Origin of the sequence: Azomonas macrocytogenes, from assembly GCF_014191985.1 — a bacterium.
GTDB classification, from domain to species: domain Bacteria; phylum Pseudomonadota; class Gammaproteobacteria; order Pseudomonadales; family Pseudomonadaceae; genus Azomonas; species Azomonas macrocytogenes.
The window spans coordinates 304049-323490 of sequence record NZ_JACHXI010000002.1 but is presented as its reverse complement, the minus strand read 5'-3'; the positions used below and the strand labels follow the sequence as shown (position 1 = coordinate 323490).

14 protein-coding genes, 2 tRNA genes and 1 pseudogene are annotated in these 19442 nt (G+C 56.0%); 13 read left to right on the top strand and 4 right to left on the bottom strand.

From position 1 onward, the window contains the following. Window positions 1–485 precede the first annotated feature (485 nt). Window positions 486–787: pseudogene (locus FHR87_RS04015) on the bottom strand (integrase core domain-containing protein); the annotation flags it as partial. A gap of 272 nt (window positions 788–1059) precedes the next feature. Then, a complete protein-coding gene (gene queG, locus FHR87_RS04010; RefSeq protein WP_183165422.1) occupies window positions 1060–2124 on the bottom strand; it encodes a tRNA epoxyqueuosine(34) reductase QueG in 1065 nt (354 codons plus the stop codon). 66 nt (window positions 2125–2190) lie between these two features. Between queG and FHR87_RS04005 the strand changes: the two genes are divergently transcribed. The 11 genes from FHR87_RS04005 (at window position 2191) to FHR87_RS03955 (ending at window position 15329) form a co-directional block, all read left to right on the top strand. After that, entirely contained in the window at window positions 2191–3690 is a 1500-nt protein-coding gene (locus FHR87_RS04005) for an NAD(P)H-hydrate dehydratase (protein WP_183165421.1), read from the top strand. Then, complete coding sequence (gene tsaE / locus FHR87_RS04000; protein WP_183165420.1) at window positions 3678–4148, top strand: tRNA (adenosine(37)-N6)-threonylcarbamoyltransferase complex ATPase subunit type 1 TsaE; 471 nt, start codon at window positions 3678–3680, stop codon at window positions 4146–4148. Before FHR87_RS04005 ends, tsaE begins: the two co-directional genes overlap by 13 nt. 66 nt (window positions 4149–4214) lie before the next feature. Then, a complete protein-coding gene (locus FHR87_RS03995) occupies window positions 4215–5582 on the top strand; it encodes an N-acetylmuramoyl-L-alanine amidase (RefSeq protein ID WP_420826718.1) in 1368 nt (455 codons plus the stop codon). Further along, window positions 5579–7486, top strand: coding sequence for a DNA mismatch repair endonuclease MutL (gene mutL, locus FHR87_RS03990; RefSeq protein WP_183165418.1), 1908 nt, complete (start codon window positions 5579–5581; stop codon window positions 7484–7486). Before FHR87_RS03995 ends, mutL begins: the two co-directional genes overlap by 4 nt. 78 nt (window positions 7487–7564) lie before the next feature. Further along, complete coding sequence (gene miaA / locus FHR87_RS03985; protein WP_183165417.1) at window positions 7565–8533, top strand: tRNA (adenosine(37)-N6)-dimethylallyltransferase MiaA; 969 nt, start codon at window positions 7565–7567, stop codon at window positions 8531–8533. Between the two features lie 86 nt (window positions 8534–8619). Continuing rightward, window positions 8620–8874 (top strand): RNA chaperone Hfq, encoded by a 255-nt coding sequence (hfq, locus tag FHR87_RS03980; protein WP_183165416.1) that lies wholly within the window; start codon window positions 8620–8622, stop codon window positions 8872–8874. 10 nt (window positions 8875–8884) lie between these two features. Beyond that, window positions 8885–10186 carry a ribosome rescue GTPase HflX gene (hflX, locus tag FHR87_RS03975; protein ID WP_183165415.1) on the top strand — a complete coding sequence of 434 codons (1302 nt, stop codon included), beginning with the start codon at window positions 8885–8887 and terminating at the stop codon, window positions 10184–10186. A 101-nt stretch (window positions 10187–10287) separates the two neighbouring features. Beyond that, a complete protein-coding gene (gene hflK, locus FHR87_RS03970; RefSeq protein ID WP_183165414.1) occupies window positions 10288–11460 on the top strand; it encodes an FtsH protease activity modulator HflK in 1173 nt (390 codons plus the stop codon). Beyond that, window positions 11460–12332, top strand: a complete 873-nt coding sequence (gene hflC / locus FHR87_RS03965) for a protease modulator HflC (RefSeq protein WP_183165413.1) — start codon at window positions 11460–11462, stop codon at window positions 12330–12332. The genes hflK and hflC overlap by 1 nt, the downstream gene beginning before the upstream one ends. A 413-nt stretch (window positions 12333–12745) precedes the next feature. Then, on the top strand, window positions 12746–13942 hold the full coding sequence (locus FHR87_RS03960) for an ATP phosphoribosyltransferase regulatory subunit (RefSeq protein ID WP_183165412.1): 1197 nt from the start codon (window positions 12746–12748) through the stop codon (window positions 13940–13942). Between the two features lie 94 nt (window positions 13943–14036). Then, window positions 14037–15329 (top strand): adenylosuccinate synthase, encoded by a 1293-nt coding sequence (locus tag FHR87_RS03955; RefSeq protein WP_183165411.1) that lies wholly within the window; start codon window positions 14037–14039, stop codon window positions 15327–15329. 162 nt (window positions 15330–15491) lie between these two features. Here FHR87_RS03955 and FHR87_RS03950 read toward each other — a convergent pair. Further along, a tRNA-Leu gene (locus FHR87_RS03950) sits at window positions 15492–15578 on the bottom strand. A gap of 117 nt (window positions 15579–15695) precedes the next feature. Then, window positions 15696–15782 (bottom strand) — tRNA-Leu (locus FHR87_RS03945). A gap of 186 nt (window positions 15783–15968) precedes the next feature. Between FHR87_RS03945 and rnr the strand changes: the two genes are divergently transcribed. Together rnr and rlmB are read left to right on the top strand one after the other, a co-directional pair. Beyond that, a complete protein-coding gene (rnr, locus tag FHR87_RS03940; RefSeq protein WP_183165410.1) occupies window positions 15969–18593 on the top strand; it encodes a ribonuclease R in 2625 nt (874 codons plus the stop codon). Continuing rightward, on the top strand, window positions 18590–19342 hold the full coding sequence (gene rlmB / locus FHR87_RS03935) for a 23S rRNA (guanosine(2251)-2'-O)-methyltransferase RlmB (RefSeq protein ID WP_183165409.1): 753 nt from the start codon (window positions 18590–18592) through the stop codon (window positions 19340–19342). Before rnr ends, rlmB begins: the two co-directional genes overlap by 4 nt. Window positions 19343–19442 lie beyond the last annotated feature (100 nt).

The following is a 19442-nucleotide window of genomic DNA, read 5'->3' as shown; positions in this document are numbered from 1 at the left end:
TGTGGGGTTTCCCCATGTGAGAGTAGGTCATCGTCAAGCACCTATCCCGACCCCCTGGTACGCACGTGCCAGGGGGTTCGTTCGTCTGGATTCCACAACACGACTCACTCGACTGGGCTCTCGCTTCCATCAGCAGGCTGAATACCCTTTCCTTGTGTGTACTTTATTGCCTGTAACAGAGCGGATTCGCTGATGCTTATAGTACTGTCTGGCGATCGTAATGGCTGGAATACGCTTGGTCATTACCACAATGAGCAATACCCACAACCCCACCGCTGATCGTGTCCCGTTTATTAGTGGCCAATAGCTGTAACTCCTCGGTCAGCACCTCTAGAGTCTTGTATTCAGCAGGTCTTGGCGATCTCGTCCAGCCACTGCTGTATTGTCAGGTTGTGAGACGTCATGGACTTGCCCCTCCCAAACCGAACACCACAACCCTGTTAGGTTGATGTTACAGTCAGCTGCCTGAACTCACGAGGCGAACGCTATTTCAACGCGCTGTGCGGATGCTGTTCGTTGTAGTGCCCGAAGGCAATGGTTAGGCGATCCGATCGGGGCATGTGAGCGATGTAGTCACGTTTCATCGTCTTCCGAAGGATTCGGCCATGCCGTTGCTCTGCGGGCTGCACACCGGGGTCGTCAGCGGCAATAAACCTATCTAGCGAGCAAACGCACATGTCTGCTCGGCTGTGTAGGCCGAGCCGTTATCGCTCAGCCACTGAATTGGCGTAACGGGCAAGCCTTGTCCGAAGCGCTTTTCGACGGCTTCGAGCATGACATCGCAGACGTATCTCCGGTGTAGCCAAGCGGGCTGAACCGTCCGAGCACCACCGAGTTACGCAAGGTCGAAACCCTGTGACTCGCGGTGGCTGGCGCTGGATGGGAGGATTAATCGGGCTAGTGATCATTGTCGCACTGGGTTGGTGGGAATGGGTGGCAAAACGGCAGTTTGCGTTTGTTGGAGTCAGGGCTAGCGATCTGCTCATAGTGTAGATATTAGCGATATGTCTGGCGATGGAGCCACAGCCTCATGGGTGATTACTGAAACAATGTTTTTGGCTATCGCATAGCATGCTGCTGCAAGGCCCATTGGACATGCTCGCGTACCAATGCCGATGGATGGTTACGTCGCCCCTGCAAGGCTTCGAGAACCGGAACGGTGGAGGGGGCGTTGCCCAGGCCTATTGCAAGGTTGCGTAGCCAGCGTTCATAACCGGCGCGACGTAGCGGTGAGCCTTCGGTGCGACTAAGAAATTCCTCCTCACTCCAACGGAACAGTATCGCCAGCTCGCTATTGTCGAGATGGTGACGGGGTTGGAAATCCTTTTCCTCGGTAGGGCGGGCGAAGCGATTCCAGGGGCAGATAATCTGGCAATCGTCGCAGCCGAATACTCGGTTGCCGATTTTGTCGCGTAATGCCAGCGGGATTGATCCCTTGAGTTCGATGGTGAGGTAGGAGATGCAGCGGCGCGCATCCAGCAAGCGTTCACCAACGAAAGCTGCAGTCGGGCAGGCCTTCAGGCAGGCATTGCAGCGACCACAATGATCTTGCATATTCGGTTCATCGATAGGCAACGGTAAGTCGACATATAGCTCGCCGAGGAAGAACCAACTGCCGGCCTGACGGTTGAGCAGCAGGGTATTCTTGCCTATCCAGCCCAGCCCAGCTTGTTGCGCTAGGGCCTTTTCCAATACTGGCGCACTGTCGACGAAAGCGCGGTAGCCAAACGGACCAATTGCCTGTTGGATGCGCTCGGCCAATTGTTGCAAGCGTTTGCGGACCAATTTGTGGTAATCACGGCCCAAAGCGTAGCGCGAAATATAGGCTTTTTCCGGTTCAGCCAGATGCTGGCTCATCCGGGTATCGCCGGGTAGGTAGTCCATACGCAGGGAAATTACTCGCAGGGTACCGGGAACCAGCTCCGCTGGGCGAGCCCGCTTGTTGCCGTGGGCGGACATATAGTCCATCTCGCCCTGATAGCCAGCAGCCAGCCAGTTCTTCAGGTAGGCTTCATGCTCGTCCAGCGATAAGCCGGCGATACCAGCCTGCTGAAAGCCTAATTCGCGGCTCCAATCCTTGATGGCATAGACTATAGAGGCAAGGTCGAAAGTGGGACTGGACATTGGCGACTACGGCGACTGTACTTGCAGGGCTTGCAATTCTACGCCCTCATCGAAATTGGATGTTCCATGTTGCAGACAACTGCCGATCTCCCTCTTGCTCTTTATACTGCGGCCCAGATCCGTGAATTGGATACTCGATTGATCGCTGCCGGTATTCCCGGCTTCGAGTTGATGCACCGTGCTGGCAGCACTGCCTGGCGCCATTTGCAGAAACGCTGGCCAGAGGCTGCGCAGATGACCGTACTGGCCGGTCGCGGCAACAACGCCGGCGACGGCTTCCTGATTGCCGCTCTCGCTTGGCGTGCCGGCTGGCAGGTACGGGTTCTGACGGTCGGCGAGCCCTATATGCTGCAAAGCGATGCAGCTCTGGCACATGACGATGCTGCCTCTATCGGCGTGCCTATCGAGCCTTGGCGGCCTGGTGCGCCTTTGCAGGGTATTCTGGTCGATGCGTTACTGGGTACCGGGCTCAGCGGTGATGTGTTTTCACCCTATGCCGAGGCGATCCAGGCGATCAACGATTCCGGTCTTCCGGTACTGGCGGTCGACCTGCCTTCCGGGCTTTGTGCCAATACCGGTCGGGTGTTGGGCAAGGCGGTATGTGCCGATCTTACGGTAACTTTCATTGGTCTGAAGCTTGGCCTTTTTACCGGCGAAGGGCCGACCCGGGCTGGTGAACTCATCTTCGATGACTTGCAGGCTGATTCTGCAGTTATGGGCCAGATAGCCTTCGACGCAGTTCGGCTGACGCTGAAAAACTTGCCGTTACTGGCACCGCGCTCGCGTACCGCACATAAAAGTCAGTTTGGCCGGCTATTAATTATCGGTGGTGATTTCGGGACGGGTGGTGCCGCCTTGATGGCTGCGCAGGCCGGGTTGCGTACCGGTGCCGGCATGGTAACGCTGATAACCCGCCCGGAGCATGTCGCGGCCGCCTTGATGCGCCAACCGGAAATCATGTGTATGGGCGTGGAGTCCACATTTGAGTTGGACTCTTTAAAGGATTCTGCCTCAGTGCTGGTCGTCGGGCCGGGGTTGGGGCTGCGCTCCTGGGGGCGCAGCCTGCTGACACTGGCCAACCAGTGCCGGATACCACAGGTCTGGGATGCCGATGCGCTCAATCTACTGGCAAATGGTGCCGTGACCCTACCGCCCGATTGCCTGATCACGCCGCACCCGGGAGAAGCGGCAAGGTTGCTTGGTTGCTCAATCGATGATGTACAAAACGATCGACCAGGAGCTGTACATGCCCTGGCTGCGCGCTATTCCTGCGTCGCCCTGCTAAAGGGGGCTGGTACGCTGATTGCCGCTCCTGATGGCCGATTGGTCTTATGCGACCGTGGTCATCCGGCTATGGCCAGTGCCGGGCTGGGCGATGTCCTGGCTGGTGTGACCGGTGCATTGCTGGCGCAAGGCATGGCGGTGTTCGATGCAGCTTGCCTGGGGGCCTGGTTGCATGCTGTAGCTGGCGAGCATGCAGGAGTGCAGGGGCGCGGTCTGGCTGCCTGCGACCTGATACCGTTGATTCGGCAAATTCTCGAGGAGCATTCGCCATGTCTGCGTTGACCCTCTTTGTCGAGGGCGAGGACGCAATGTTGGCGTTCGGTGCCCGGATTGCCCGGCTCAGCCAAGGTGAGGGTGTCATCTATCTGCATGGTGATCTCGGTGCCGGCAAGACTACCTTGTCGCGTGGCTTGCTTCAGGGGCTTGGTCACCGAGGGAAGGTCAAGAGCCCGACCTTCACCTTGGTCGAGCCTTACGAAATCGGGCCGATTCGCGCATTCCACTTCGATCTGTATCGGCTAGGCGATCCTGAGGAACTGGAGTTCATGGGTATTCGCGACTATTTTCAAGAGGATGCGCTCTGTTTGGTGGAATGGCCGGAGCGCGGGCGCGGCATTTTGCCAAAGGCGGATCTGGATATTACCATTACGCAGCAACAGGACGGTCGCGTCCTGATCTTGCAACCGCATAGTATTCGCGCCGATTCCTGGTGTGCCGTTCTGGCTGGCGGAAATAATTGACAAGACATGAGGTTGGGTATGCGCAGGCGCGCGTTTTTTGTAGTCGGTTTGCCGGTACTGCTCGTGATGGCTCAAGCCTGGGCCGCGTCCGATGTTCGTGGGGTTCGCTTGTGGCGCGCACCGGACAACACCCGCCTGGTATTTGATCTGTCCGGACCCGTTCAACACAACGTTTTTACCTTGGCTGCTCCTGATCGCATCGTCATTGATGTTTCCAATGCTGCCTTGAAGACGTCTATTGAGCAGTTGCCGCTGAAAAATACTCCTATCACCGGCATGCGTGCGGCGCAGCGCACTGCGGACGAACTACGCTTGGTCATTGATCTTTCTGCCGAGGTTACACCCAAGAGTTTCACTCTCGACCCCAACCAGGAGTACGGTCATCGTCTGGTGGTAGATTTGTTCGACAAGGGCAGTGACGTCGATACGCCCAGTGTTCCGGCCACAGTCACACCTTCGGTTCCGGCTGCGCCAGTGGCGCCTACCTTGCCGGCAACCAAGCGGCCAACCAGCCCGAGTGCTCGTCGCGACATCGTGATTGCCATCGACGCCGGTCATGGTGGCGAAGATCCCGGTGCTCTCGGCCCGGGCAATGCACGCGAAAAGGACGTGGTGCTGGCGATAGCCAAGCGCTTGCAGACGCAGATCAACGCCGAAAAAGGCTACCGGGCCGAGTTGACCCGTACCGGTGATTATTTCATACCGCTGCGCAAGCGTACCGAGATCGCGCGCAAGAAGGGCGCCGACCTGTTTGTCTCCATCCATGCCGACGCTGCTCCGCGTTCGGTTGCCTATGGTGCTTCCGTCTATGCGCTTTCTGATCGCGGCGCGACCTCGGAGACCGCACGTTGGCTGGCCGATACGGAAAACCAGTCGGATTTGATTGGTGGCGTCGGTAATGTCAGCTTGGACGATAAGGATCGCATGCTTGCTGGTGTACTGCTGGATCTGTCGATGACCGCTACTCTGTCTTCTAGTCTGGATGTCGGGCAGAGGGTATTGCGTAACATGGGCCGTATTGCTCCGCTACACAAGGACCGGGTCGAGCAGGCTGGCTTCATGGTGCTGAAATCGCCGGATATTCCTTCGATCCTGGTCGAGACCGGTTTTATTTCTAATCCGGGCGAGGCCAACAAGTTGCGCAGTGCCAACCATCAACAGGCGCTTGCTCGCTCTATCCACACGGGTATCCGTCAGTTCTTCCAGCAGAGTCCACCGCCAGGAACCTACATCGCTTGGTTGCGTGATTCCGGCAAGGTGAGCATCGGTATGCGCGAGCATACGGTACGCTCTGGAGAGAGCTTGGCGCTGATTGCTCAGCGCTATCAAGTAACTCTCGATTCGTTACGTCGAGCCAACAAGCTTGACAGTAATATCATCAAGATCGGACAAACATTGACCATTCCAGCATCAACCCTGGCCTCCCAGCAATGACTTCGAGAACACGAATCCAACTGCTTAGTCCGCGACTGGCAAACCAGATTGCTGCGGGGGAGGTCGTTGAGCGCCCATCCTCGGTAATCAAGGAGCTTCTGGAGAACAGCCTCGATTCTGGTGCCCGGCGCATCGACGTGGATGTGGAACAAGGGGGCGTCAAGCTGTTGCGGGTACGTGACGACGGCTGCGGCATTGCCGCTGAGGACCTGTCGTTGGCGCTGGCGCGGCATGCCACTAGCAAAATCCGTGATTTGCAGGATCTTGAACGCGTGATGAGCCTGGGGTTTCGTGGCGAGGCGTTGGCTTCGATAGGTTCAGTTTCGCGGTTGATACTGACTTCGCGAACGGTCGACGCTTCTGAGGCCTGGCAAGTAGAAAGCGAAGGACGCGAAATGGAAGCTCGAGTCCAGCCTGCAGCGCATCCGATAGGCACTTCGGTGGAAGTGCGCGATCTGTTTTTCAATACTCCGGCGCGGCGCAAATTCCTGCGTACTGAGAAAACCGAATTCGACCATCTGCAAGAAATTATCCGACGCCTAGCCCTGGCGCACTTCGATGTGGCATTTCACCTGCGGCATAACGGCAAAGTCGTGCTCGGCCTGCATGAAGCGAACGATGAAGGTGGGCGGGCGCGCCGGGTTGGAGCGGTATGTGGACCGGCGTTTCTCGAGCAGGCATTGCCCATTGATGTGGAGCGTAACGGATTGCGTCTATGGGGATGGATCGGCTTGCCGACTTTTTCCCGTAGCCAGACGGATCTGCAGTATTTTTATGTAAATGGTCGTGCCGTACGCGACAAGCTAGTTGCCCATGCGGTACGCCAAGCTTATCGCGACGTGCTATTCAACGGTCGGCATCCGACTTTCGTGCTGTTTTTCGAAGTCGATCCTGCAGCGGTGGATGTAAATGTGCATCCCACCAAGCACGAAGTCCGTTTCCGCGATAGCCGCATGGTGCACGATTTTCTCTATGGCATGCTCAATCGTGCCCTTGCCGATGTCCGGCCAGGCGATCCGGTCAGACTCGAGGACAAGCCACCTATGCCTATGGCAAGCGGTCTCGTGGCCGGCGAGTTCCAGGGACAGAACGAAATATCGTTGCCTGCAGCCCGAAGCGAATTGCCGGTTACTGAACTGCCTGGGTGGCGCGGCAGTGGTGCCGGTTATCAGTCTCGGCAGCCTCGCAAGAGCCATATTGGCGAGGCCGGTGGCGCTTATCGGGAGTTTTTTGCGCCTCTGGAGCAGGTTCAGGTCGGGAGTGTTTCGTCAGTCGGCACCATTTCAGCGGTGGATCCCTTGCCAGCAACACAGAGCGATGTGCCGCCACTTGGCTACGCTCTGGCGCAGCTGAAAGGTATCTACATCCTGGCCGAGAATGCCGCGGGATTGATTCTGGTCGACATGCATGCGGCCCATGAGCGAATCACCTATGAACGCTTGAAAGCAGCCATGGCCAGCGAAGGATTGTGTGGCCAACCGCTATTGATGCCGGAAAGCATCGCCTTGAGCCAGCGCGAGGCTGATTGTGCCGAAGAACATACCGAATGGTTCCGTAAGCTGGGCTTCGAACTGCAGCGACTGGGACCGGAAACCCTAGCAATCCGTCAGGTTCCTGCGTTGCTTGGGCAAGCTGAAGCAGGGCAACTGGTACGCGACGTACTTGCGGACCTTCTGGAGTACGGCAGCAGCGATCGTATCCAGTCTCATCTACACGAACTGCTGGCCACCATGGCCTGCCATGGCTCGGTACGCGCCAACCGGCAACTGACCCTGCCGGAAATGAATGCTTTACTGCGTGATATGGAGCACACCGAGCGGAGTGGGCAGTGCAATCATGGTCGTCCGACTTGGACCCGACTGAATATGGACGAGTTGGATAAACTCTTTTTGCGTGGTCGCTGAAGTCTGCATGAATATTTATACACTTGCGGCTTCGATCCTGTTTCCTGAAACTATGTGGCCTTTTGGTCGAGCCTGTTCATGCTGCAACTACCTCCCGCTATTTTTCTCATGGGGCCTACGGCTTCCGGTAAGACTGACCTTGCGCTGGAACTGGCCAGAGTGTTGCCTTGTGAGTTAGTCAGTGTGGATTCAGCGATGGTCTATCGCGGCATGAATATCGGTACAGCCAAGCCAGCGCCTGAAGTTCTTGAAGTTTTTCCGCATCGATTGGTGAATATTCGCGATCCGCTGGAAAGCTACTCTGCCGCTGATTTTCGTAAGGATGCCTTGAGGGCGATGACCGAAATCACTGCGGCGGGACGAATTCCCCTGCTAGTCGGTGGCACCATGCTGTATTTCAAGGCATTGCTCGCTGGATTGGCCGATATGCCTCGTGCGGCTCCCGAAATTCGCCAAGAGCTGGAAGCACTTGCTACAGCGGAAGGGGTGGCAGCTTTGCATCGCTTGCTAGTCGAGGTCGATCCCGAATCGGCGGCACGTATTCATCCGAATGATCCGCAGCGGTTGGTCAGAGCGCTCGAGGTTTATCGCGCCAGTGGAATTTCCATGACCGATCATCGCCGACATCAACAAATATCGCGTGACAGCGGAACGCCAGAAGCTCCCGACATACCTTATACTGTGGTGCAAATAGCTATAGCGCCTCTTCAGCGAGCCATTCTGCATCAACGAATCGAACGGCGTTTCGGTCGCATGATTGAACAGGGCTTTGTCGAGGAGGTCGAGAACCTGCGTAGTAGAGGTGATCTTCACGCTGGCTTGCCATCCATGCGAGCAGTAGGTTACCGGCAAGTGTGGGAGTATCTGGATGGCGCGCTGGAAAAACCGGAAATGCTTCAGCGCGGTATCATTGCCACTAGGCAGTTGGCCAAGCGGCAGTTTACGTGGCTGCGTAGTTGGAAGGAGTTGCATTGGCTGGATAGCCTGGCTGGCGACAATCTGTCGCACGCATTGAAATATGTTGGTTCGCTCACCATATCGAGTTGACGGTCTGCTGGGAGAGACCCGAAGTCTTCATCGAAAATTCTTCCGATCCCCAATGAATTTAAAACCCTTTTTAAGGAGTGCGGCACATGTCAAAAGGGCATTCGCTACAAGACCCTTACCTGAATACCTTGCGCAAGGAGCGTGTTCCGGTCTCTATCTATCTGGTCAATGGAATTAAGCTGCAGGGCCAGATCGAGTCGTTCGACCAGTTCGTGATTCTCTTGAAAAATACCGTCAGCCAGATGGTCTACAAGCACGCCATTTCGACTGTCGTGCCGAGCCGTCCTGTCCGCCTGCCTACTGCGAGCGATTCCGAGCAATCCGATTCGGGCAACGCCTGAGGGCAGTCATTTGTTTTTTGAACGCCACGGTGGTGGGGAACGGGCCATCCTGCTTCATCTGGATAGCCAGGACCCTGCTGCTCGCGAGGATCCTCACGAATTCCAGGAGCTCGCCCGTTCGGCGGGTGCAGATGTGGTTGGTTTCGTTAATATCGGTCGTTATCAACCCACGGCGAAATTCCTGATCGGCAGTGGCAAGGTTGAAGAGCTGCGAGACTTGGTCAAGTTGGACGAGGCAGAGCTGGTCATCGTCAATCACACCCTGACTCCCAGTCAGGAGCGTAACCTGGAGCGTGAATTGGAATGCCGTGTACTTGATCGTACAGGGCTTATCCTGGATATCTTCGCCCAGCGGGCCCGGACTCATGAAGGCAAGCTGCAGGTCGAGCTGGCCCAGCTCGAGCACATGAGTACGCGGTTGGTGCGCGGTTGGACCCATCTGGAACGACAGAAAGGTGGTATCGGTTTGCGCGGTCCGGGTGAGACCCAGCTGGAAACAGACCGGCGGTTGCTGCGCGTTCGTATTCGCCAGATCAAGCAGCGTCTCGAAAAGGTGCGTAGCCAGCGGGAGCAGGCCAGACGTGGACGCAGGCGTGCGGATATTCCCTTGATTTCCCTGGTCGGCTATACCAATGCAGGCAAATCGACCTTGTTCAATACACTGACCGAGGCAAATGTCTATGCGGCTAATCAGCTATTTGCCACACTTGATCCGACCTTGCGGCGCTTGCAGTTGGATGATGTTGGATCAGTGGTCCTGGCCGATACTGTAGGCTTCATCCGTCATTTGCCCCACAAGCTGGTCGAATCTTTCAGGGCTACCTTGGAGGAATCAAGTAATGCGGATTTGTTGCTACATGTGATCGATGCTCACGAACCTGAGCGCGATGAGCAGGTCGAGCAGGTGCTGGCAGTGCTTGAGGAAATAGGTGCCCGGCATATCCCCATGTTAGAGATTTACAACAAGACCGATCTTTTGGAGGGCATTGGCCCCAGAATCCAGCGCAATACCGATGGCAGGCCGGTGCGCGTATGGATTTCAGCACGTGATGGAATGGGCCTTGATTTATTGCGGCAGGCAATTGCCGAGCTGCTGAGTGAGGATCTTTTCAGTGGAATTCTTTGTCTGTCTCAACGGTTTGCCCGTTTACGAGCCCAGTTGTTCTCGGCTGGTGCCGTGCGAAAGGAATCTCACGACGAGCAAGGCGACAGCTTATTGGAGATTCGCTTGCCGCGAATAGAGCTCGAAAAGCTGCTGAGTAGAGAAGGTTTGCAGTCTGATGAGTTTCTTGAACAAAACACTTTGCAATAAAGCAGGCTTTCGATTGTTGAAAGCAGTTTTATCGCATTGGATAGTATTGGCGGCACGCTGTACGCGTTTCGCGTCTTTTGTGTATTGGAATGGAGATCGCTATGGCTTGGAACGAGCCGGGTGGCAACTCGAACGACCAGGATCCCTGGGGTAGTGGTGGCGGGCGTCGTGGTGGCGATCGGCAGGGACCTCCGGATCTCGACGAGGCTTTTCGCAAATTGCAGGATAGTCTGGGCGGTATATTTGGTAAAAAACGTAGCGGCGGACCTGGTGGTGATTCCGGCAAGAGCGGTGGTTTCGGACTGTTCTGGGTTGGGCTGCTGCTGTTGTTGGTGGTCTGGCTATACAACGCTATTTATATCGTCGATGAGCAGGAGCAGGCCATAGTACTGCGTTTCGGTAAGTACTACGAAACTGTTGGGCCGGGCCTGAATATCTATTTTCCTCCGATCGATCGTAAATCCCAGGAGAACGTGACACGGGAGCGTTCTTACAGTAAACAGGGGCAGATGCTGACCGAGGATGAAAACATCATCGAGGTTCCACTGACCGTACAGTACAAGATCAGCAATCTGAAGGATTTCGTTCTGGCGGTCGATCAGCCTGAAGTGAGCCTGCAGCATGCAACGGACAGCGCCGTGCGCCACGTGGTCGGCTCGACAACCATGGACCAGGTGCTGACCGAAGGGCGCGAAGTAATGGCTGCTCAGGTCCACGAGCGTCTGCAGCGTTTTCTCGACGGCTACCAGACCGGAATCACTGTCACTCAAGTCAACCTCCAGAGTGCGACTGCGCCGCGTGAAGTTCAGGAAGCTTTTGACGATGTGATTCGTGCCCGAGAGGATGAACAGCGTCTGAAAAACCAGGCGGAGTCCTACGCCAACGGCGTGGTGCCGGAGGCGCGCGGCGAGGCCCAGCGCATGCTGGAGGAGGCTAGCGGTTATCGGGATGCGGTTATTTCCCGCGCCCAGGGTGAGTCGAACCGTTTTGGCAAGTTACTCGAAGAGTATCGTAAGGCACCGGATGTCACTCGCGAGCGTCTTTATCTAGAAACCATGCAGGAAGTCATGAGCAATACCAGCAAGGTTCTGGTTACCGGCGAGACTGGGAAAAACAGCCTGCTCTATCTGCCGCTGGACAAGATAATCAATAGTCGCAACGTTTCACCCCAACAGGGAAGCGGCGCTGCCGGAGCTGCGTCTCAGACCGGGCAGGAAACTCCGGTTCCGAACGGGCTAGAAATGCGTGACCCACGTTCGAGGGAGGCTCGCTGATGACCAACCGATCTCTGATTCTGCTGATTGTCGGTTCCCTGTTGGCGCTGGTTCTCTGGAACAGCTTCTATATCGTGTCCCAGACCGAGCGAGCTGTCCTGTTGCGCTTTGGCCGGATCGTCGAACCCGATGTCAAACCTGGCTTGCACATGAAGATTCCCTATATCAATAGCGTACGCCGGTTCGATGGTCGTTTGCTGACGTTGGACTCCAGCACGTCGCGCTTTCTGACAGTGGAGAAAAAGGCATTGATGGTAGATGCCTATGCCAAGTGGCGGGTAAAAGATGCAGAGCGCTTTTATACGGCTACGTCCGGTATGCGCCAGGTTGCCGACGAACGCTTGTCACGGCGCCTCGAGGCTTCTTTACGCGATCAGTTCGGCAAACGGACTTTGCATGAAGCCGTTTCCGGACAGCGTGACGAACTGATGGCTCAGGTGACCACGACGTTGAACCAAGCTGCCCAGAAGGAGTTGGGTATCGAAGTGCTGGATGTGCGCGTCAAAGGTATCGATCTGCCGCGAGAGGTAAACCGCAGCGTTTTCGATCGAATGAGTTCCGAGCGTGAGCGAGAGGCGCGCGAGCATCGTGCCAAGGGGCGTGAGTTGGCTGAAGGTATTCGGGCCGATGCTGATCGTCAGCGCCGTGTGCTGCTTGCCGAAGCGTTCCGTCAGGCGGAAGAGCAACGTGGTGATGGCGATGCCCGCACGGCCAGTATCTATGCTCAGGCTTACAAGCAAGACAGTGAATTCTATGCTTTCTACCGTAGCTTACAGGCCTACCGTGAAAGCTTCTCATCCAAAGAGGATATGCTGGTGCTGGATCCTAACAGCGACTTCTTCCGTTATCTGGAGAATTCGCAAGCACATTGAGCATGAGAAGAGGGGCCCGGTGGCGATGTCGCCGGGTGACCCGATAGCAAAACATTGTTATGATCCGCAAGCCGGGAAGCCCCCGGCTTTTTTGCGTCTGCATGTTCAATGTGGATATGGTAAGACGCTCTGGTGCGAGTCTTTGACTGACTCAGGCAACCCGGACAGGCTTGCAGGCATAGTGTCGGCGTCGTTCCCGATTGCGATTTTTTAGCAAGCGAGGTTGTGGTCGAGCGCCTGCCCACTGATATCGATAACTGCTCTGGTGCGAGCTTCTGCTTTTGAGGGGTCAGGTTGGCTTGGCTCCTGATACGTCATGATCAACAAGGTCATGACGGAACTATTGTATTGACCGCGACCCTTGTGGCCCCGGTTTTCGTAGGTGCTTGCCGGATCGAGAGGTGATTGGCGAAATGGCAACGGTAGATCGCTGGCTCTTGCCGGATGGTATCGAAGAAGTGCTACCACCCGAAGCGGAGCGAATCGAAACTGCGCGGCGACGCGCGCTGGACCTTTTCCATCGCTGGGGTTATGAGCTGGTCATCACGCCGCATGTTGAATTCCTGGACTCTCTGCTGATCAATGCTGGTCAGGATCTGGATCTGAGAACCTTCAAGGTTGTCGACCCATTGTCCGGGAGGCTCGTAGGGCTGCGCGCCGATATAACTCCCCAGGTCGCCCGTATCGATGCGCACACATTGCGCCGTGAAGGCCCCAGCCGTCTTTGTTATGTCGGTAGCGTATTGCATGTCAAGCCGCTGGCTCTTGCCACATCACGCAGTCCGATCCAGTTGGGTGCCGAACTCTATGGAGATAGCAGTATTGGTAGTGATCTGGAAGTGATCGGCCTGATGCTGGATGTTCTGGAGCTGGCCGAGGTGCCGGATGTGCATATGGATCTTGGGCATGTCGGTATTTATCGTGGCTTGGCCCGTGCAGCCGGACTTGTCGGTGATGAAGAACAGCGCCTGTTCGATGCCTTGCAGCGTAAGGCTACCGATGAGGTTGCCGGGCTGACCGAGCACTTGCCGACAGCCTTGGCAGACATGTTGCGCGCGCTGGTCGGGCTTTGTGGGAACCGCGATGTATTGGATGCGGCAAACGAATTGCTGGCCGGTGCTCCAGTGGATGTGCGCGAAGCTTTGGCTACGCTTATACGAATTGCCGACGAACTGACTGCTCGCTATCCGCACTTGCCGCTGTATTTCGATCTTGGTGAATTGCGGGGTTATAACTACCACACGGGCGTAGTTTTTGCGGCCTTTGTACCAGGTGTCGGCCAATCCATTGCCCAGGGCGGGCGCTATGATGATATCGGGGCCGGTTTCGGTCGGGCACGCCCGGCTACCGGCTTTTCCACCGATTTGAAAGCGTTGGTGACGCTGGGTAATGCCCAATTGAATGTGTTGCCCTCCGGGATCTGGGTTCCACAAGCACAACACGTAGATGATTCGACGCTTTGGCGTCAAATCCGCCAACTTCGCCAGAATGGCGAACGGGTAGTGCAGGCGCTCGACGGGCAAGAGCTGGAGTCCGCTCTGGCTACTGGCTGTGATCGCCAACTGATTATGCAGAACGGCTCCTGGACAGTGATACCGCTGGCATCTTGAGAGTTGTCCATGTTTCGGCGTTGGCAGCAGCCTCGCCGGACTGACTATATTTGCTGGCGCAGGCTGGCAGGCTTCGCGAAGAGGGCTGAGGGTTATGGGTAAGAATGTCGTGGTCCTGGGGACCCAGTGGGGCGATGAAGGTAAAGGCAAGATCGTCGACCTGCTGACTGAGCAGGTGGCTGCCGTCGTGCGTTACCAGGGTGGCCACAATGCCGGGCATACCTTGGTGATCGATGGCGAAAAGACCGTCCTGCATCTGATTCCGTCCGGTATCTTGCGTGACAAGGTGCAATGCCTGATCGGTAATGGCGTCGTAGTTGCGCCCGACGCATTGTTGCGAGAAATTACCAAGCTTGAAGAAAAAGGTGTGCCGGTGCGCGAACGCCTGCGTATCAGTCCGGCCTGCACTCTGATCTTGCCGTATCACGTGGCCTTGGATCAGGCACGCGAAGCTGTCCGTTCCGAGGGCAAGATCGGTACAACCGGTCGTGGTATCGGTCCGGCTTACGAGGATAAAGTTGCTCGTCGTGGCTTGCGTATCGGCGACCTGTTCAATGCCGAGCGTTTCGCTAAAAAGCTGCGCGAATTGGTGGACTACCATAACTTCATGCTGCAGAACTTCTACAAGGTCGAGCCTGTAGATTTTCAGAAGACGCTTGATGAAGCACTGGCTTATGCCGAGCAGCTCAAACCTATGGTCACCGATGTAGTGGCTCGCTTACACGAGCTGCGCAAGCAGGGTGCCTATATCATGTTCGAAGGTGCTCAAGGGTCTCTTCTGGATATTGATCACGGAACCTACCCCTATGTGACTAGCTCCAGTACCACGGCTGGTGGTACGGCTACGGGATCTGGGTTCGGCCCATTGTATCTGGATTATGTACTGGGCATTACCAAGGCCTATACGACACGGGTCGGTTCGGGGCCTTTTCCAACCGAACTATTCGACGATACCGGTGCCCATCTAGCCAAACTTGGCCACGAATTCGGTTCCACTACCGGTCGCGCCCGTCGTTGTGGCTGGTTCGATGCAGTAATCCTGCGGCGCGCCATTGAAATAAACAGTATTTCCGGTCTCTGCCTGACCAAACTGGATGTTCTGGATGGCCTGCAGACTGTTCGTCTGTGCGTTGGCTACAAGAATCAGGCTGGTAATGTCATTGAGGCACCGAGCGACGCTGATAGCTATGAAGGGCTCGTGCCGGTATATGAGGATATGCCGGGCTGGAATGAATCGACTGTCGGCGCAAAAAGTCTGCATGATTTACCGGTCAATGCGCAGGCTTATATCTCGCGTATCGAAGAGCTGGTTGGAGCCCCTGTCGATATTATTTCCACAGGGCCCGACCGTAACGAGACTATTATCCTGCGCCATCCCTACGCATGAAGGCTGCTGCTTTCTTCGAGGACCATCCCTGATAGGGATGGTCTTTTCGTGTCAGATCCGGCGCCTGAGGGTGGAAAGGATTACTGCTAGCCTCCTGAAACCGAGCAACAAGATGCAGCAATCCAATAAAAAAAACCGAGCCATTGGCTCGGTTTTAAAAAATGGTGCCCAGGAGAAGACTCGAACTTCCACGGTGTTGCCACCGCTAGGACCTGAACCTAGTGCGTCTACCAATTCCGCCACCTGGGCATTGCTGCATGGCATTGAATAAATGCCATGTTTACTACATAAACTTTGGCCGAAGATTATGAGCTAATCTTTGACTCGAAGAAACCTTGCGTATACAAGGTTCCATCTTTAAATAGATGGTGCCCAGGAGAAGACTCGAACTTCCACGGTGTTGCCACCGCTAGGACCTGAACCTAGTGCGTCTACCAATTCCGCCACCTGGGCACTGGCGATATCGACTTGAAGTTGTGCTGCAAGTTGATTCGTCGTTGTGGGCGCGAACTATAAGGGTGACCTCATGGCTTGTAAACCCCTTAAATGATGGAAAATAGTTCTCGAGAAGGCTGTCATGGACGGGCTTTTGCGCTTCAATACACGAAAATTCCTATCGATAGAAGGTAACCTGACTTAATGGCCGATTGGCAATCCCTCGATCCCGAGGCCGCGCGCGAAGCGGAAAAGTACGAAAAACCCATTCCCAGCCGAGAGCTGATTCTCCAGCACTTGAGCGAACGAGGCTCTGCGGCCACTCGTGAGCAATTGCTCGATGAGTTCGGGCTTGAATCCGAGGACGACATAGAAGCCTTGCGCCGTCGCTTGCGTGCCATGGAACGCGATGGCCAACTGATCTATACCCGACGTGGCGCCTACGCTCCGGTGGATAAGCTGGATTTGCTCAGGGGGCGCGTCAGTGGTCACCGGGACGGCTTCGGGTTCTTTATCCCTGAAGATGGCAGTGACGATCTTTTCCTGTCTCCGAATCAGATGCGCCTGGTCTTCGATGGTGATCGCTGTCTTGTGCGGGTGGCAGGAGTCGATCGTCGTGGTCGTCGCGAAGGCGCGATCGTCGAAGTAATCGGTCGTGCCCACGAAAGTGTGGTAGGGCGTTACTACGTGGAAAGCGGCGTCGGTTTCGTCGTGGCGGATAATCCGAAGATCCAGCAGGAGATTCTGATCACGCCCGGACGTGACTTCGATGCGCAGGCTAGTCAGTTCGTCGAGGTGAAAATCACTCACTGGCCGACCCAGCGCTTTCAGGCCCAGGGCGATATCGTCGAGATCATTGGCGATTACATGGCGCCAGGCATGGAAATCGATGTGGCGCTGCGCAGCTTCGACATTCCGCATGACTGGCCGGCAGCAGTCGAGCAGGAAGCCAGGCGACTCAGGCCGGAAGTGAACGAGCGCGACAAGGAAAAGCGGGTTGATCTACGGCACTTGCCATTCGTGACTATCGATGGTGAAGACGCCCGGGATTTCGACGATGCCGTCTATTGCGAAAAACCTGCAGGGCTCAAGGGACTGGTAGCGGGAGGCTTTCGTTTGTTCGTTGCGATTGCCGACGTATCGCATTATGTGAAGATTGGCTCGGCCCTGGACGAAGAAGCGCAGAAGCGTGGCAACTCTGTCTATTTCCCGGAGCGGGTCGTGCCGATGTTGCCCGAGATTCTTTCCAACGGGCTTTGCTCGCTGAATCCGAAGGTCGATCGGCTGGCGATGGTCTGCGAGATCAATCTGAGTCGCACGGGACGGATGATCGACTACCGATTCTACGAAGCCGTTATCCATTCCCAGGCACGACTGACCTACAACAAAGTCAGTGCCATGCTGGAGCGGTCGCGCTCGGCCGAAGGGCGGCGATTGGGTGTGGAACATGCCGAAGTCCTGCCGCACCTCAAGCAGTTGTATGCATTGTTCAAGGTTTTGCTGAAGGCTCGGCACGAGCGTGGTGCCATTGATTTCGACACCCAGGAAACCCGGATTATTTTCGGCCGGGATCGCAAGATCGTCGAGATTCGTCCGACCCTGCGTAACGATGCGCACCGCTTGATCGAGGAGTGCATGCTGTGCGCCAATGTGGCCGCTGCCGACTTCCTGCAGAAGCACGAATTGCCAGGGCTGTATCGAATCCACGATCTGCCGCCAGCGGAGCGCCTGGATAACCTGCGAAGCTTCCTTGGCGAGCTCGGCCTGTCGCTGCACAAGGGTAAGGGTGCCCCCTCGCCGAAGAATTACCAGGCTCTGCTCGAGCAGATTCATGACCGCCCCGATTTCCATCTGATCCAGACAGTCATGCTGCGTTCTATGAGCCAGGCTGTGTATAGCGCCGATAATCATGGTCACTTCGGGCTGAATTACGAAGCCTATACGCATTTCACTTCGCCTATCCGGCGCTATCCGGATCTATTGGTGCACCGCGCCATTCGCAGCGTGATTCGCTCGCGCCGTGAAACGCCTTATGTACAGCGAGCCGATGCACCCGTCATTCCCAAGGCGCGTATCTATCCCTACGATGAGGCTGCTCTCGATCAACTGGGTGAACAGTGTTCAATGACCGAGCGGCGTGCCGACGAGGCAACACGCGATGTGGTCAACTGGCTCAAGTGCGAATTCATGCAGGATCGCGTGGGTGAGACCTTTCCCGGCGTCATCACGGCGGTCACCGGCTTTGGCATTTTCGTCGAGCTGACCGATATCTATGTCGAGGGGCTGGTACATGTTACGGCTCTACCAAGCGACTACTACCATTTCGATCCTTTGCATCATCGACTGGCCGGTGAGCACAGCGGTCGTAGCTTCCGCCTCGGCGATAGCGTCGAGGTACGTGTAGTGCGAGTTGATCTCGATGAGCGCAAGATCGATTTTGAGCTAATAGCCAGCACTTGGAGCACTGATAACAGCCCTGCACCTGCAAGAAAAACTGGTCGCCAGCGCAATCCTGGGAAGAAAGGGCGGGAAAGGGGGAGTGAAGATGTTGGCGATGCTTTACCCAGTGCCGACCAGACTTCCTTATCGGAAGTGACCAAAAGTCGTGAAATCAAAAAATCATTACTAGCCGAAGCTCGTGAGGCGCTGATTGGCAAGAGAGGGAAAAAAGGCGACCGCAAAGACAAAAAAACCGAAGCTAGCGGAGTTATCGAAACAGACAATTACAAGCGGCCAGCCAGTGGTGGGGCTCTTGCGAAAAACAAGAAGCGCTCGACATTCAATAGCAATGGCGGCTCCACGCCTAGAAAGCGCAAGGTCAAATCATGAGCCAGCTGGAAAACGTCTACGGCCTACATGCCGTAGAGGCTCTGTTGCGCCATCACCCCAAGCGGATCAAGCGCATCTGGTTGGCTGAAGGTCGTGGCGATCCACGGATACAGGTGCTATTGGAGCTGGCCAAAGCCGAGCGAGTCATCGTTGAGTCACGTGGTCGGCGCGAGATGGATGAACAGATCGACGGTGTGCATCAAGGGGTAGTGGCTGAGGTGACGCCCAGCCAGGTTTTGGGCGAAAACATGTTGGACGAATTGCTGGAAAGCGACAGTGCGCCACCCTTGCTGCTGGTACTCGACGGCGTGACCGACCCACATAACCTCGGCGCTTGCCTGCGTACTGCCGATGCTGCTGGTGTACGTGCCGTGATTATCCCCAGGGATAAATCAGCCACGCTGAATGCGACGGTACGCAAAGTAGCCTGCGGTGCTGCGGAAGTGGTACCGCTGGTAGCCGTCACCAACCTGTCCCGAACCTTGGAAAAGCTCAAGAAACGTGGACTCTGGATCATTGGAACTGCTGGCGAAGCTCAGCAGAATGTCTACGCGCAGGATTTGAGCGGGCCGATTGCACTGGTCATGGGGGCGGAGGGTAAGGGGATGCGCCGTCTGACCCGTGATCATTGCGACTATCTGGTACATCTACCCATGGCAGGCAGCGTCAACAGTCTGAATGTCTCCGTAGCTACCGGCGTCTGCCTGTTCGAGGCAGTTCGCCAGCGTCGTTTGAGGTTGATTGGCTGAGTCTGGCGTGATGCATACCCCAGGGATAATTTGTCACCGTTTTCTGCGAGCAACGGATCTGGCGATACGTTGTCAACCTTGTCTAAGCGTCCCGGGAGAG

What these genes read in the sequence shown, in the direction of transcription:
- queG (WP_183165422.1), bottom strand. Translation starts at nt 2,124, where the DNA reads ATGTCCAGTCCCACTTTCGACCTTGCCTCTATAGTCTATGCCATCAAG.
- FHR87_RS04005 (WP_183165421.1), top strand. Translation starts at nt 2,191, where the DNA reads ATGTTGCAGACAACTGCCGATCTCCCTCTTGCTCTTTATACTGCGGCC.
- tsaE (WP_183165420.1), top strand. Translation starts at nt 3,678, where the DNA reads ATGTCTGCGTTGACCCTCTTTGTCGAGGGCGAGGACGCAATGTTGGCG.
- FHR87_RS03995 (WP_420826718.1), top strand. Translation starts at nt 4,215, where the DNA reads ATGGCTCAAGCCTGGGCCGCGTCCGATGTTCGTGGGGTTCGCTTGTGG.
- mutL (WP_183165418.1), top strand. Translation starts at nt 5,579, where the DNA reads ATGACTTCGAGAACACGAATCCAACTGCTTAGTCCGCGACTGGCAAAC.
- miaA (WP_183165417.1), top strand. Translation starts at nt 7,565, where the DNA reads ATGCTGCAACTACCTCCCGCTATTTTTCTCATGGGGCCTACGGCTTCC.
- hfq (WP_183165416.1), top strand. Translation starts at nt 8,620, where the DNA reads ATGTCAAAAGGGCATTCGCTACAAGACCCTTACCTGAATACCTTGCGC.
- hflK (WP_183165414.1), top strand. Translation starts at nt 10,288, where the DNA reads ATGGCTTGGAACGAGCCGGGTGGCAACTCGAACGACCAGGATCCCTGG.
- hflC (WP_183165413.1), top strand. Translation starts at nt 11,460, where the DNA reads ATGACCAACCGATCTCTGATTCTGCTGATTGTCGGTTCCCTGTTGGCG.
- FHR87_RS03960 (WP_183165412.1), top strand. Translation starts at nt 12,746, where the DNA reads ATGGCAACGGTAGATCGCTGGCTCTTGCCGGATGGTATCGAAGAAGTG.
- FHR87_RS03955 (WP_183165411.1), top strand. Translation starts at nt 14,037, where the DNA reads ATGGGTAAGAATGTCGTGGTCCTGGGGACCCAGTGGGGCGATGAAGGT.
- rnr (WP_183165410.1), top strand. Translation starts at nt 15,969, where the DNA reads ATGGCCGATTGGCAATCCCTCGATCCCGAGGCCGCGCGCGAAGCGGAA.
- rlmB (WP_183165409.1), top strand. Translation starts at nt 18,590, where the DNA reads ATGAGCCAGCTGGAAAACGTCTACGGCCTACATGCCGTAGAGGCTCTG.